Source organism: Brevibacillus sp. BD137 (assembly GCF_041644655.1).
Taxonomy (GTDB): Bacteria; Bacillota; Bacilli; order Brevibacillales; family Brevibacillaceae; genus Brevibacillus; species Brevibacillus brevis_D.
In genome coordinates this window covers 222,548-236,706 of the sequence record NZ_JAOTNO010000004.1, presented here as the reverse complement: position 1 = coordinate 236,706, position 14,159 = coordinate 222,548, and the positions used below count along the sequence as shown (strand labels likewise).

Annotated in this window: 12 protein-coding genes; 2 read left to right on the top strand and 10 right to left on the bottom strand. The window is 48.2% G+C overall.

The annotated features are described in order from the left end of the window. The first annotated feature begins 136 nt into the window (after positions 1-136). The gene (locus ODZ53_RS11170) at positions 137-1,429 is read left to right on the top strand and encodes an amidohydrolase (RefSeq protein WP_372677019.1); all 1,293 of its coding nucleotides are present in this window, start codon (positions 137-139) and stop codon (positions 1,427-1,429) included. Between the two features lie 12 nt (positions 1,430-1,441). Here ODZ53_RS11170 and ODZ53_RS11165 read toward each other — a convergent pair whose 3' ends face one another. The 3 genes from ODZ53_RS11165 to ODZ53_RS11155 form a co-directional block, all read right to left on the bottom strand. Further along, positions 1,442-1,900 carry a TspO/MBR family protein gene (locus ODZ53_RS11165; RefSeq protein ID WP_372677017.1) on the bottom strand — a complete coding sequence of 153 codons (459 nt, stop codon included), beginning with the start codon at positions 1,898-1,900 and terminating at the stop codon, positions 1,442-1,444. A gap of 673 nt (positions 1,901-2,573) precedes the next feature. Next, positions 2,574-3,269, bottom strand: a complete 696-nt coding sequence (locus tag ODZ53_RS11160; RefSeq protein WP_199930224.1) for a metal-dependent hydrolase — start codon at positions 3,267-3,269, stop codon at positions 2,574-2,576. Between the two features lie 133 nt (positions 3,270-3,402). Next, entirely contained in the window at positions 3,403-3,600 is a 198-nt protein-coding gene (locus ODZ53_RS11155) for a hypothetical protein (protein WP_048031656.1), read from the bottom strand. A gap of 273 nt (positions 3,601-3,873) precedes the next feature. Between ODZ53_RS11155 and ODZ53_RS11150 the strand changes: the two genes are divergently transcribed. Next, positions 3,874-4,473, top strand: coding sequence for a MerR family transcriptional regulator (locus ODZ53_RS11150; RefSeq protein ID WP_234127071.1), 600 nt, complete (start codon positions 3,874-3,876; stop codon positions 4,471-4,473). A gap of 75 nt (positions 4,474-4,548) precedes the next feature. Here ODZ53_RS11150 and ODZ53_RS11145 read toward each other — a convergent pair whose 3' ends face one another. From ODZ53_RS11145 to ODZ53_RS11115, 7 genes are all read right to left on the bottom strand, one after another. Then, entirely contained in the window at positions 4,549-6,615 is a 2,067-nt protein-coding gene (locus ODZ53_RS11145; RefSeq protein WP_372677014.1) for an alkaline phosphatase family protein, read from the bottom strand. A 354-nt stretch (positions 6,616-6,969) separates the two neighbouring features. Then, positions 6,970-8,157 (bottom strand): M20 family metallopeptidase, encoded by a 1,188-nt coding sequence (locus ODZ53_RS11140; RefSeq protein WP_012685059.1) that lies wholly within the window; start codon positions 8,155-8,157, stop codon positions 6,970-6,972. A 50-nt stretch (positions 8,158-8,207) separates the two neighbouring features. Continuing rightward, positions 8,208-9,431: a Zn-dependent hydrolase gene (locus ODZ53_RS11135; RefSeq protein WP_372677012.1), complete on the bottom strand. Its 1,224-nt coding sequence runs from the start codon at positions 9,429-9,431 to the stop codon at positions 8,208-8,210. A gap of 134 nt (positions 9,432-9,565) precedes the next feature. Continuing rightward, positions 9,566-9,988, bottom strand: coding sequence for a hypothetical protein (locus ODZ53_RS11130; protein WP_372677010.1), 423 nt, complete (start codon positions 9,986-9,988; stop codon positions 9,566-9,568). Position 9,989: 1 nt separating this feature from the next. Next, positions 9,990-10,937: an aminoglycoside phosphotransferase family protein gene (locus ODZ53_RS11125; RefSeq protein WP_372677008.1), complete on the bottom strand. Its 948-nt coding sequence runs from the start codon at positions 10,935-10,937 to the stop codon at positions 9,990-9,992. 135 nt (positions 10,938-11,072) lie between these two features. Continuing rightward, entirely contained in the window at positions 11,073-12,659 is a 1,587-nt protein-coding gene (locus ODZ53_RS11120) for a M4 family metallopeptidase (protein ID WP_372677006.1), read from the bottom strand. A gap of 157 nt (positions 12,660-12,816) precedes the next feature. Then, positions 12,817-14,139, bottom strand: coding sequence for a helix-turn-helix domain-containing protein (locus tag ODZ53_RS11115; protein WP_372677004.1), 1,323 nt, complete (start codon positions 14,137-14,139; stop codon positions 12,817-12,819). Positions 14,140-14,159: the final 20 nt, after the last annotated feature.

Here is a 14,159-nt window from a genome sequence, read left to right as displayed (position 1 = left end):
ATATTTCAAAATCACGAAGCTCAGCACAACGCTTCTGAATTTGTTCTCTCTTTTTCATAAATTCCCTCCTTGACTTTCTCGCGGCGTCAAGCTTTACGCTTGCATCGCTACCAGGAAGAAAAAGGAGGATTTTCCCATGAAAACGTTACTGATTAAAGACTGCATGATATTGACGATGGTTGAGGGAGAGAAGCCATTTCTCGGGGATATTTGGATCGTGGATGGTCGAATCGCCAAAATCGGACCATCCCTTGAAGAGGAGGCAGACCGTGTCATACTGGCTAAAAATAGAGTAGCGATGCCCGGTCTCATCAACGCTCACAACCATGCCAGTATGTCCTTGCTGCGTGCTTTTTCCGATGATCTCAAGCTGATGGATTGGTTGGACAAAAAGATGCTCCCGGCTGAAGCCCGAATGACAAGAGAAGATGTCTACTGGGGAACGACACTCGGGATTGCAGAAATGATCGCTTCTGGCACGACCGCTTTTGCCGATATGTATGTGCATATGGATGCGGTTGCCCAAGCGGTACTTGATTCCGGGATACGCGCTTCTTTAACACGCGGAATGGTCTTTCTTGAGGATGATGGAGGACGCCGAATGACCGATGCCTTAGACCTTATCGACAGCTGGACGGGGGCTGGCGATGGCAGAATCACGACGATGCTCGGCCCGCACGCTCCCTATACGTGCCCGCCGGAGTCTTTGCAAGGAGTCATCGAGCTTGCCCGCAAGCGCCAAATCCCTCTCCACATCCATCTGGCTGAAACGATTGAGGAAGGAGAGAAAATCCGGGTCAAGTATGATCAAACACCCACGGAGTATTTGCATGAACTGGGCATGTTTCACGATACGCACGTCTTGCTCGCGCATGCTGTTCATCTGAATGAATCCGATGTCGCGCTTCTTCGCGGGATGAGAGGCGGTGTCGCACATAATCCTGTCAGCAATTTGAAGCTCGGCTGCGGCATCGCCCCTGTCAGAGAGCTGATCGAAGCCGGGGTTACTGTCGGGATGGGAACAGACGGTGCCGGCAGTGCTACGACCCTCGATATGTTTGCTGAGATCAAAGCCGCGACTTGGATGCAAAAGCTCAAGCACGGCGATCCGACGGTACTGCCTGCCGAAGCGGCCTTGCGCATGGCTACTATCGAAAGTGCGAAGCTACTTGCGATCGATCACGAGGTCGGAACCCTGGAAGCCGGGAAGCGAGCTGATCTCATCCTGATCGATCTGGATAAACCGCACCTGTTGCCTGTCCATGACATCCATGCCCTGCTTGCATACAGCGCGACGGGAGCCGATGTGGATACAACCATTGTGAACGGAGAAATTTTGATGCATCAGCGCCAATTCCAAACCATTCATTGGGAGGAAATACAGCGAGAAGCGACAGCGCGAGCCAGCCGACTCGTCGAGGGCCTGTAGCTGCTTATGTACTCACAGGTTGAGCAGGCAGAAGCCAATTGCGAGACACATAAAAAACACGCTCCACATGAAATAGGGAATGAGTAGCGAGGATGCGATTTTGTGGTGGGGACGAATGGCGCGAATGAGTACCCATGTGGAATACATCACTAGAATGGTATCCAACGCAGCCAACACGAGCAATTGATAACCGATAAACAACACGAAAAAAAGTTGATGAAAAAACCAATTGATCCCATAGAGGAGCAAAAGCTCGCGGTCTATCTGTTTTGTTCGAATCAAAATCACGAACGACCATGCTATGAGTGCGTATAATATGAGCCAGATGATGCGAAACAAGTAGATTGGCGGTGTTCCTTCGGGCTTGGCAAGGGAATCATACCAGGTCCCACCGTCTGGAAAAGCGATACCACCCAGTGAATAGAGGACCACTCCCGCAAGAAATAGAAGACTATTGTGCACCAATCTCATCCAGGTAGTCACCCTTTCTTCTTCTTTCTCTTCTATATCTATGAGTGGTCCTGCTCTTTTCATGCTAGTTTCAGAGATTTATAAAAAACTTTTTGGTACGTTGCTGTAGTGCTGGGGAGGAAACAGGAGAAAACGCTCAGCTTCTAGGGCCACCCACTGTGGGATTGACTGCCCGCCTCCATGAAAAAAAGCGAAACACGCGTCCAAAGTGGTCCATTCTGGGAGCGTCTCAGAGGTGGACGCTAAGAGCTTGTTTCTCTTTTTTTCATTCCGTCTCGGGCGGTGTCCCTAAGATCTTCGCTTTTTTCTCCTGTTTCCTCTACGAGCTTTCCCTGTTAGATCGGTCTTAAATGCCTTAAAAGATTGCAGAATCTCATCTGTAACGCTAGAGAAGAATATTTCCAGACGTAGCGACTTGTGGAGTCCTACCCAGCGGAGAAGGGATTTGCGGGCAAAAGAAACGCAACCGTGCCCGTACGACGTAGCGGCTACCACTTTTGCGTTTCCCCGCAAATCCCTTCGGAGCGGACAGTCCCAACCCTCAGCGGGACGGAGCACTGAGCCTAGACTGGAAATATTCTTCTCCCCACCGCAGCCACATCCAAAAGAACTCCATAAAAAAACCGCTAACCTCATCCTAAGTAGATTAGCGGTTCTATGTATCTAGAGCGAGTTATGGCAAACGCAATGTTTCCCCTGGCTTCAATGCCTTGCCTCTGATGTCTTTCTCAGCCAGCTCGGCTACGAATGCTTCCCCATCCTGTTTGATCGGCGGGAACGTATCATAATGAATGGGCACAACAAAATCGGCTTGTACCCACTCGGCAGCCACGAGTGCATCCTCAGGTCCCATTGTGAACACGTCTCCAATCGGCAGGAATGCCAAATCGATGTTATGACGCTCTCCGATTAGCTTCATGTCACCGAACAGTCCTGTATCCCCTGCGTGATAGATCGTTTTTCCACCCAGCTCGATCACAAAGCCCCCTGGCATCCCCATGTACACGATTTGTTTCTCATCATCCAGCACGACACCAGAGCTGTGAAACGCTTGTGTCATTTTCACTTTTCCAAATGGAAGTTTTACAGAGCCTCCCAGATTCATCGAGATGGTCTTGACTCCCTGCCAGCTCAAATAGGTAGCAAGCTCATGGGTTGCAACGATTGTCGCATCGTTTTTCTTAGCCAATTCTACTGCATCCAAAATATGATCTTGGTGTCCATGTGTCAGAAGGATGTACTGAACCGAAATGTCTTCCAGCTTGGTTGCTGCCACTGGGCTTCCTGAAATAAACGGATCGATCATGATTGAATGCCCTTCACTTGTTACCTGCACGGAAGAATGTCCGTGAAATCGAATGTCCAACATAGTGGTACCCCCTCTATTCGCAGCGTTTTTTCAGTCCCTTTTATGTTACCATGCCGCCGGGTGTAAAGAATAGGAAAGGCCGTCGATCACTCGACAGCCTGAGAAACAAATCCCAATTTTCTACAATCAGAACTTAGCAATCGTCGCCGTCATGCTCTGTAACGGCAACAATTTTCGAATCACGAATAATGGTGCGGCGATTACCATTTCGCTCTTCCAAAATAATGGTGGTCGATTTTACTTGTACCAGACGACCGAAAAAAGTACCGTCTACAGTGGCAACCCTAACATTTCTGCCTTCGAATTTTTTTACTTGGTCTTTGAATGCCATGGTTAATCCCTCCTTCTCATGCATCCTATGAACATTTGGCATAGCCCTACTGAGCAAAAGCGGAGTCAAAGAGAAAATGTACTTGTACCCTTCCGTCATTTGTCCTCATTTTCCTCAACAACTTTGTCGACTGGTGACAAATTGACGCCAAACCACCCCGCTGCTTACGAACACTGTGAGATTTTGTCGTACGATTCCAAAAGGAAAACCTTTTTCACGTACAGAAACGGTATAGCAAGAGATGAGCGGACTTACGCCAGAGGAGGGATTTCCATGGGAGAGGTTATCGAGTTATTGGCACGGGAGAGAACATACAGTGGAAGAGATGTGGCGGGACTGTTAGGGATTGGGGCCAGCACCTTGCGCAAGTGGAGCATGCTCTTAGAACAGCACGGCTACTGGTTTTTGCGGGATAGTCAGAATCGTCGGGAGTACAGACAGGCAGATATTACGTGTCTTCAGCGGTTCTATAGCTTAACAAAGGATCAGCTCATTCCGCAAGATGAAGCTGCCCGAATGGTTGTCACGCAGAGCTCACCTGAACCCGCCCGAAAGGAAACGGCCGTTGCGGTTGCATTCCCCCCTGCCCCTGTTTCCTCACATCCGGCTTTGAACCATACTGTTGTCCTCGAAGAGCTGGATGAAAAGCTGCATGCCTTGGCTTCCCATGTCCAGCAACAAGACGCCGCCTACTTAGCGCTGTTAGCGCGTGTAGAAAAGCAGGAAGCCTATATTACCAACAATCTGAAGGAACGAGATCGCCGCTTGACAAAGGCGATGAATGACATTATGGATGCCAAAATCGAGTTGGCAAAGATCAAGGACGCGAGTAGAAAAACTTCCTTTTGGCAAAAGCTGATTCGTCTGTACTAGTTGCGCTGTCACTAGCTAGAAAGAAAAAAGTTATCCCCTATTACACCATGGTGGAATAAGGAATAACTGGTCTTTTTACTCGTTGTCTTCAAACAACCCTTCTGGAATTTTAGCATCCCAATTTGCAGGCAATTCTAACCGAAGCGCATGGGCTACTACGGCGGCAGTGTCTATGTTTCCTACCTCTGAGAGCTCTGTACCAGGCGTGATGGAGCCACCTTTTGCCGCCCAGAAAATCGTCTGTTCTCCCGGTGAAGAACCCCCATGCCCTGTTCCTTTTCCACCGTGGTCAGTCGTAACGATAATCAGGCTATCCTCCATCAGTCCTTCCTCTTCCAGTGCCTCGAGGATATTACCTACATACTCATCTGCTTTTTGGAGCTTTTTATAAAATGCCGGTGTGAAATAGCCTTGATTATGGCCAGCCCCGTCCACTTCATCTAAATGAACGAAAATGTTACGAGTATTTTCACCCTCTTTTTTGATATAATCGACTACTTTTTTCGCAGTCTCTTCATCCGACTTGCTATTTTGCTTGTAAGAACCTGCTGAATCTTCAATGATACCGATATTGATCGGGCCCCATGTAGCGAAGGAAGCTTGCTGGAGCTTAGGACGCTCTTGTTTCAACAGCTTCAAATAGGAAGGATACTCGTTTTTCTCCGGATAAGGAGTAGCCGCTACGCTATCGTTAGTCAATTGATGCTTGTCAGGAGTGACGCCGTGCAGGATAGATCCCCAGTTTTGCGCACTGATCGTGGGCAGCTCTGCTTTCGCTTCAAATGTTCCAGCACCTTCTTCGATCAGTTTCAAGATATTCGTCGCCTTTGCTTCCGGATCTTTGACTGCATTCCCTGCACCATCGATGCCGATAACTACGACACGTCTGTAAAGGAAATCGTTCTCATAAGGAGCCAGCTTTTCTTTCATCATCTCCACATCGGCTTTGTCCACTTTCTTGTCATTGTTAATATCCGCGTGTTGCGCTTTTTCCCAACGCCGATCACCGAAGCGGCTTTTCTGGTTGTCCAAGATGACGTTTAGATCTTCCTCGGTTAGGAGACCGTCTCCCGATACGTCAATCGAATTTGTAACGGTTACTTCCGCTTTCGCTGTTTTGCCTCCATCGACAGTTTTCACCGTGATTTTTGCTTTGCCCGGCTTGCCTGCTACAACAGTTGGGCGTCCATTGATCATTTCGACCTTCGCGACCTCTTTGTTGTTGGAACTCCATTTGACATCCTGAACGGATGCTTCTTTCGGAGAGATCACAACTGTAACAGGCATCGTTGCTCCAGCCTTCAATTTGAGCTCCTTCTGATCCAGGGAAAGGCTCTTCACTGGAATCTTCGGAGCACTTGCGTAACTATCGGCTACTTCTTTATCTGTAACGGTGCGACTCAGAATCTGCAACTGGTCCAACTGCACGTCATAGCGACTTCCAAAATGGTTTCCAGCGCCATCTACTCCAATCTTGGTAGTGAAGCTAGTGTCGATTGTTCCCTTGGATTGGCTGATATCGATTGTTTTTGCTACTTTACCGTCGACGTAGATCGTTGCCAGTTCATCCCGATCATGAGAAACGACGACATAGTGCCATGCATGATCCGCAATGTTTGGAATCGTTGCATCGAGACGGGAGCTATCGGATGTGCGCCAATTCCACTTTAACGTAGAACCTTGCAGTCCGATGAACCACCCCACGTTACCACCGCTTGACCAGTTTTTATTGGAGATAATGCCAGGATCAGCATCAACGCCAGGAGACTTCACCCAAAAGGCAATGGTGAAATCTTGTGTTTCCCCAAACTTCATCTCGTCATTTTCACCTAAATCTATCCAGGTTGCATTATCTTTTGAGGTCGACTGGAAATGAATGGATTTCCCCAATCCTGCACGTCCTTCCACGAACGTTGGTGTTCCGGACACTTGCACAGGATGGTGAGATTCTGAGCTATCCTCTATGCTATTTTCAAACAGGAAACGATAGAGTTGTTTTTCAGATGAGAGTTCTTTCGCCTCCTTTGCTGCGGCATAAACTGACGAATTCAGAAAGGGAGCTTGTACGATGACTCCACCGGTAACGAGAGTTGTAGCTGTTAAAAGCGCAGCAATTCCTTTTGGGTTCAGGATTTTTTTCATGGTGTCTCTCCTCCTCGGATCTCAATTCATTTTCTTTTCATCGTCTTGATTTGCTTCATCACTTGTTTACGTAATGATCAAGCCTCCCTATTCTGCCCCGACTCCTATCACTGAGAAAGAATCCAGGTCTGTTTGCATTCATTTTATAGCTGCATTGTTGAGGGTTTATTAAAATCAAAAGAAAAAAACAATGAATTCCAAGTTAAATACACAGCTACACAACCTTAAACACAACTAAATACACATTACGTACCACAACCTGAGTCCCAGATTAGAGATAAACGTAAAAAAGCAGCTTGCCGCATTGACAAGCTGCCTTACTTTTGGATTAGTTTACGCCATTTTTCATTCTGCCTATTCCATCACGATTTTTCTTGCCGCGTTGACGAACATTTTGACGCCGACTTCGAGCGCATCCTCGTCGATTGTAAAACGTGGATGATGGTGCGGATATGTGATGCCTTTTTCTTTGTTTCCGGCCGCGACGTAGAAGAAGCAGCCTGGCGCTTTTTGCTGGAAGGCCGAGAAATCCTCGCCACCCATGGTTGGGCGCATATGCTCTACCCATTCTGCTCCCAGTGATTCCTCCACGACCTCTTCCATCCATTTCGTCACTTCGGCATCGTTGATAACCGGGCGATAGCCAAATTCGTATTTGAACTTATATTCCGCGCCGTGCGCTTCTGTGATGCCTTTGATCACGCGTTCCATGAGTCCTGGAACAGACTCGCGCAGATTTTTGTCAAAGCTGCGGACTGTCCCGCAAATCTCTACCGTACCCGGAATGACGTTATGTGTCGTTCCCCCCACAAATTGCGTGACAGAGAGAACCAGATTATCGAGCGGATCGGCATTGCGGGATACGATGTGCTGGAGATTGGTCACCACTTGTGCCGCAATCGCGATGCTGTCGATCGTTTCATGTGGGAGCGCCGCATGTCCGCCTTTTCCAAGAACAGTGATCCAGAACGTATCAGGAGCGGCCATCATCGGACCTGGGCAGATACCTACTGTCCCAAACTCCATCGTCGACCACAGATGCGTACCAATTACCATGTCTACGCCGTCCATGACGCCTGCCTGTACCATTTCTTCCGCTCCGCCCGGGTATACTTCTTCCGCGTGCTGAAAGAAGAAACGAACCTCTCCCTTGATCTGATCCTTCATCCCAGACAGTAGCTTTGCCGTACCGAGCAGCATGGACGTGTGACCGTCGTGTCCGCATGCATGCATAACGCCAGGATTTTTCGATACGAATTCAAACGTATTCTCTTCCGTAATCGGCAATGCGTCCATGTCAGCGCGCATGGCGAGAACTTTCCCAGGCTGGGAACCGATCAATCTGGCCATCACACTGTTTTTCGTTGGTCTGGATATTTCCAGATTGCCAAAAGAAAGAAGTGTCTCGTATACAAACTGTGCTGTTTTTTCTTCATGGAAAGATAATTCAGGGTTTTCATGCAAATACCGTCTCCATGCGATTACCTGATCCTTGATTTCTTCGACCGCCTTATTAAGCGTTACCACTGCCGTTGCTGTCATGCCGCTCTCCTCCTGATTTAGGTGGCTCCCCCACTTACTATCTCTTATGCCTATTTTGCTAAGGATAAAACGGTGCGGTACAGTACTTGTGCTCCGTTCGCACAATCCTCTTTTGTCGTGAACTCTGCCGGGTTGTGGCTAATGCCATCCTTGGACCTGGCGAAAATCATGCCAACCGGGCACAGCCCAACGAGCTGCATGCAATCATGCCCTGCGCCACTCGGCAGTCTAAATGCTTCCAAGCCTTCTGCCTCACACGCTTCGGCTACAGCATGCTGGATATCATCCGAGCACACAGCAGGAGCTATGCGTTGCAGCAGCTCTACTTTCAACGTTACATTGCGCTTTGCACAGATCGCTTCTGCCCGTTCGTAAATGCGCTGTTCCACTTCATCGCGGATCGCTTCGTCCACATCGCGCAAATCAAGCGAAAACTCGACTCGTCCCGGAATGACATTCACCCCGCCTGGGAAAGCTTGCAGCCTTCCAACCGTCCCTACACTGGTTCCTGTCCGTCCGGCTTCTTCCTCGATGACAAGCATCACTTGAGCGGCTGCTGCCATCGGATCACGGCGCAAATTCATCGGCGTTGCCCCTGCATGACCGGCTTCTCCCTCAAGCACGAAATTCAACCAGAGCGGGCCCGCCACTCCTGTCACGATCCCCACAGATAGCCCACGGCTCTCCAGTACTTTGCCTTGCTCGATATGTAGCTCCACATACGCTTTCACACTTCCAGGCGTTCTCGCGGCGAGGCTGGTGCGGTCCGGATCAAGCCCCGATTGCCGCATTGCTTCAGCAATCGTGACCCCATTCTTGTCTGCTTGTTCCAGCTCGTCACGCTTGATCAGACCCGCGATACCACGACTGCCGATCATCCCGTAACCAAAACGCGTTCCTTCTTCATCCGTGAACGCGATGACTTCGATCGGATACTCTGTTTCGATCCCCTGTTCCTGCATCGTCTGTAAAACTTCTACCCCAGCCAGTACACCAAGGGGACCGTCATAATCGCCGCCATTTGGTACGGAGTCGATATGCGAGCCAACCAAAACGACAGGAGCGGCTGGATTTTTCCCTTCTTTTCGGCCAATCAAGTTCCCTACCTCATCCTCGCGAACGGTGAGACCCGCTTCTTTCATAAAGCCTGTGACGAGATCTTTTGCCGCTCGTTCCTCAGGCGTAAAAGACAACCGCGTAATGCCGCCCGCCTCTTGCTTCCCAATGTTGCCAAGCTGTCCCAATCGATCCCACAATCGATCCGAATTGATCATGACGCGTCACTCCCCCTTCTATGTAGAGCCAATAACGGTTGATTAACGGTTATGTCCTTAATTGTATAATAGTCTGTCTATTTTGAAAAGGAGGCATAACTCGTCAAGTAGCGCCACAAATCTCAATATTCTTCTTAGTTATAATTGATTTCCTCCAAAGCTTCTGCGGCAGCTTGCCTAATATCTTCAGTAGGGGAATGTAAGTACGGCTCGATTATTTTTATAAATTTTCGGTTTTTTGAACAACCAAGAATGCTTAATGCATAATCAAGGATAGCGTCGTCTAGCGTTGGCAGACCGTTCGCTAATGGATCCCATTCTACATCTCTTGCGACTCCTTGAAATGTTACCGCATTCATAAGTTGATAAAACAAGCTTTCCTTTACTTCAAAGTCCTCTTCTGCAATCGCAAGTTCTAAGCCATACTGTGTGAATGCTATAACGTCCTTCCGATTAGGGTTTCCATGCTCCAGCAAATCACCAATATCACCCAACCTAAGATGTAAATCATCCCTTCTATTTAGGAATAATCTTTTCAAATAAGTAACGTCAATCATGTTAATCTCCCTCAACCTTACTCAATTCCCCTTTCAAATGCCTGATCGTCCCTACTCGATCCCCTTCCTCCTGCTCATCAAACAAAAGCTGCTCTAACAGTTCACATATATCTTCCAACCTACGCCGGATTTGATAGAATTCCAGTGCTTGCCGATTGACGACATAATTTGTATGTGTCTTCAGATAGGTAGCCATAAACTCCTCTAAAAACGGCTGATCTACCAAAAACATCAGATCTGCTTCAACCGGAGCCAGCTTCAATCCCTCCCAGTCTATGAGAATGAGCTGTTGACCAGATTGCATCAAATTCCAGTTGTGAATGTCCGTATGACAAAGCTTCATTTTCACCTCACTGCCTCGCAATTCCTCGGCAATCATCTCCAAATCATTCATGCGAGTAGCCAGTATGCTGGCAAAAGGTTTGACGATTTCACTCACATCATCAGGCAGACGATGGATATCTTCGTTCAGCATTTTTCTAAACTGCTCGGCAAATGGGATGCGGAAGTCTTCCTTGATCGCAGCCGTACTGACCGGGATTTCTTCCCCGTACAAATGCAACTGCGCGATGATTTCTGCTAGCTGGCGGACTTGCATCGTGCTTAATGCTTGGCTCCCAATGGTTTTCCCCTCAATATATTCAAACAGCTGATAGATGCCCATGTCGTCTTCATGTTTATACGCTGCGTTTCTTGTCAGCAGCGGCACTGGAAGTTTGCCTTGTAGTCCGGTCTGGCAGGATAGCCACTGGATAATGGGAACGTACTTATCGATCAGCGCTGTCCACTTGGGCGTTGATGCTCTGCTTTTTTCATAGACCTTCAAGAAATAGGAATGCTCGTCGCTGATGACTTTATAAGCAAGTGCAGACCATCCTCCTTGTTGAGGGCTAACATCAGCAGCGTCTCTATCATAATGGTGTCGCAATATGGTTTTGAAATGATTCATGAGCTACTCCTTTCTAACTCCATATTCACACGCTGTAAATTACCACCAACATACAAAAAATTGCCTTACCCCACAAGGAGCAAGACAATTTTTACTAGTATGAAAATTGTTTCGCGTCACGAAATATCTCAGTAATTATTGCACGCCTACTGCATCATACGCGGCTTTTACTGATTTTACTTGTTGGGAATTAGCACCGAAAAGAGCTGTTGCGGATTGAATGGCTGCTTGTCGCATAGCGGAGAAATTAGAGTTTGGATTGAGGTAGTTTGTTAGGGCGTAGTAGTAGATTTTTGCTGTGTCATTGCGACCAATGCCTGTTACAGTTACACCGGTGTGTGTGCCACCCTCTGCGAGGAGATATGCTGCTTTGTTGTTGATACCGCTGTTCGTGTGTACGCCTCCGTTGTCATTTGGACCTGTGTATCGATCGCTGTAGTGATCAGGATCACCAGCAACGGTTGGATCTTCGAGAGAGCGCAGTGCATCTCCAGGCGTTCCTGGCGTGTATACATCTTCACCCATGAGCCAATCGTCGTCATCAATCATGGCCCCGAAGATATCAGAAATGGATTCGTTCAGTGCACCGGACTCGTTTTGATAGATCAGATTGGCTGTTCGTTCTGTGACAGCATGAGTTAATTCATGAGCAACGACATCCAGTCCGGCGGACAATGGGCGGAATACGCTTCCATCTCCATCCCCGTATACCATTTGCGTACCGTTCCAGAATGCGTTGTTATATCTGTTGCTGTAGTGGACTGTGGAGATCAATTTCGCACCATTGTTGTCAAAGCTGTTGCGGTTATGTGCGTTTTTGTAGTAATCGTAGGTTTTCTGTGCATACGCATGTGCGTCGACAAGCGCTCCATCTGTCCAATTGTTATCCGTGTCAGAACCAAGAGTACCTGGCAGGCTGGTTCTATTGCGTGCAGTGTACGTCTCAATTCCCTTGCCGCGAGTCGTGTCTTTCGCCGTGTAGTTGTTATTGCTTACTTTCGTTACTTCGAACGATTTGGTGTCACCCAGTACTCCTGTACCCGTTCCTGTAATCTCATGGAGCATATTGTATTTGTTAATGACTTCACCAGAATTTGCATCGAGGAAATATTTCCAACGCCCTGGCAGCGGATCGAGGAAATTCAGCTCCACTTCGTAAGCCAAATACGACTCATCTTCGTGGATGTAGATGTAGAGGTTCCCTTCTGGCTTCACCTCGAACTTCTCTACTTTTTCGTTAATCTCATCCTCCAAATCCTTGATGGCCTCTTTGACCGCTTTATCTGCCTTGAGTTTTGGTTTTTCCGTCAGCGTATCATTGTTTGACAGGTCAGGCGCGTAGTTTCCGAGGAATGCCGTTACATTTCCATCCTCGTTTACGTGAATCGTCTGCTGGTAACCATAGACCGGGATGCCCTCGTACATTTCTTGTACACGGTAGTGAGTCATGTCTGTCTCTTTGTCTGTCACTTCATCTAGCACTTTAAAGTGATCTTTCACATCTCCATCAATACGGAAGGAGTCTTGATACTGCTCCAGGAATCCCCAAACTTTTTCTTCGCCGTCCAGCTCTTCTGCTTCGAACTCTTCTCCGATAAATTCGGGGGTATCCCACTCAGCGCTATACACGATGCTTTCGGATGCGGCCTGCGTTGCCAACGGAAGGAATGTAGTGGTACCTAATGCGAAGCTGAGTGTTACTGCAAAAACCGATTTTTTCATACTCGTTAACTCCTCCTTGGAAAATATTGTTTTTTATGTAAGTTCATAGTTGTTTACATCTCTTATTATTTGTCATAAATGTGAATTTGAGAACAATTTTTTAACGACAAAAAAATCATTTCCTGAAAGAAATGATTAATTGGTAAATTTATTACAATTACGATTGTAAGATGATCCGATACACCTTGCGCGGTCTGCCCCGCGGGTGCGGATTTTCTTCCCGGATGACCTGCGCAAGGCCCTTTGACTCCAGTTCAATCAGTATGCGTCTGGCACTTCGTGGCAATATTTGTAGATGCGATGCCAATTCGTGGGCATGAATCTCCTGAGACCCGCGCTTTTTCAGGATGGATTCAAGCTTCGCCAGTGTCATGACGCTGAGTGAGGTAAGCTGGCTGAGCGCTTGCAGCTTCTCTGAGTCGTACCGATACGTGAGCTGTTCGTCTCGCCCGAGCGGCCCCACGACGCTTTTGTCATCGAAAAAGACCATCCAATTGCCGCTCCCTCGCTCTTTGGCGTGTAAGAGGGCCGCGCCACCGTGGATTTCCGCTTCATAAGCGGTCTTGCCAATCCCGATCCCACATGTTACCAGATCAGCACGAATGTCGAACATCTCATCCAAGTCGGGAATTGTCGAATAATCACGAGTAACTTCTTGCAAATTCCCCCGCGTTGTAAAAATAACGTAGCGTCCGGGACCCGCTGTCTTCAATGAGCCTTGCAAATGCTTCGCGTAACGCAACAGCTTTTCCATCGTCTTGATCTCGGCATTTTGCCATTCATCTGTAGAAAAATTGCCACCGGCAAGCTCGCGAAAGGGATCGATCTCCATCATCTGTACGGCAATCTGGGTATCTTTGAAGTGAAGCATTTCGTGTGTTCGCAAGAGCATGTGAATGACCGAAATAACGCCTGCACGCGTCGGCACGACCCGATGTACAGGGACACCTCTGCGTGTCAGCTCTAACTCTGCTGTCCGCAAGCAGGTGACAGCCACCTTTGTCTTGCCTGCTCTCCAGAGCTGTTCGTGGTAATCCGCCAGTTCATCGGCTGAAATCGCTCCCTCGTAATGCTTGAGCCACTTGTAGCCGCCAGCGATGCCCGCTTCGTCCATAAAATGCTCCAGTTCTTCTGGTGAAAATGTATCAAAGCTCACTTCGTCCACCCGGACTCCCAATTGATGGGACAGATGAAGCAAGGTTCTGTACAAGCTCGCACCGAGATGAGGCACATACGCCATCGGCACTTGAACCTTGCCTGACTCGCTCACCATGGCATAAGGGACCTGTCCGGAGAAAAGCCACATATCCACCTCATCCTCATGTGGCATGATCAGATCGAGGATTTCCTCCTCTTTCCAATAGACAATCGGCAAGTATTCAATTTCAGGAAACTCTCGCATGACTGATTCGATGATGGCAAGTGAATCATCCGCGCCTATTACGCCTAGTCGCAGCTTCAACAAAACTCCCTCTTTCACACCAATCTTCCTACTAGGAT

Coding starts and splice junctions, on each gene's coding strand:
- ODZ53_RS11170 (WP_372677019.1), top strand. CDS start 137: ATGAAAACGTTACTGATTAAAGACTGCATGATATTGACGATGGTTGAG.
- ODZ53_RS11165 (WP_372677017.1), bottom strand. CDS start 1,900: ATGAGATTGGTGCACAATAGTCTTCTATTTCTTGCGGGAGTGGTCCTC.
- ODZ53_RS11160 (WP_199930224.1), bottom strand. CDS start 3,269: ATGTTGGACATTCGATTTCACGGACATTCTTCCGTGCAGGTAACAAGT.
- ODZ53_RS11155 (WP_048031656.1), bottom strand. CDS start 3,600: ATGGCATTCAAAGACCAAGTAAAAAAATTCGAAGGCAGAAATGTTAGG.
- ODZ53_RS11150 (WP_234127071.1), top strand. CDS start 3,874: ATGGGAGAGGTTATCGAGTTATTGGCACGGGAGAGAACATACAGTGGA.
- ODZ53_RS11145 (WP_372677014.1), bottom strand. CDS start 6,615: ATGAAAAAAATCCTGAACCCAAAAGGAATTGCTGCGCTTTTAACAGCT.
- ODZ53_RS11140 (WP_012685059.1), bottom strand. CDS start 8,157: ATGACAGCAACGGCAGTGGTAACGCTTAATAAGGCGGTCGAAGAAATC.
- ODZ53_RS11135 (WP_372677012.1), bottom strand. CDS start 9,431: ATGATCAATTCGGATCGATTGTGGGATCGATTGGGACAGCTTGGCAAC.
- ODZ53_RS11130 (WP_372677010.1), bottom strand. CDS start 9,988: ATGATTGACGTTACTTATTTGAAAAGATTATTCCTAAATAGAAGGGAT.
- ODZ53_RS11125 (WP_372677008.1), bottom strand. CDS start 10,937: ATGAATCATTTCAAAACCATATTGCGACACCATTATGATAGAGACGCT.
- ODZ53_RS11120 (WP_372677006.1), bottom strand. CDS start 12,659: ATGAAAAAATCGGTTTTTGCAGTAACACTCAGCTTCGCATTAGGTACC.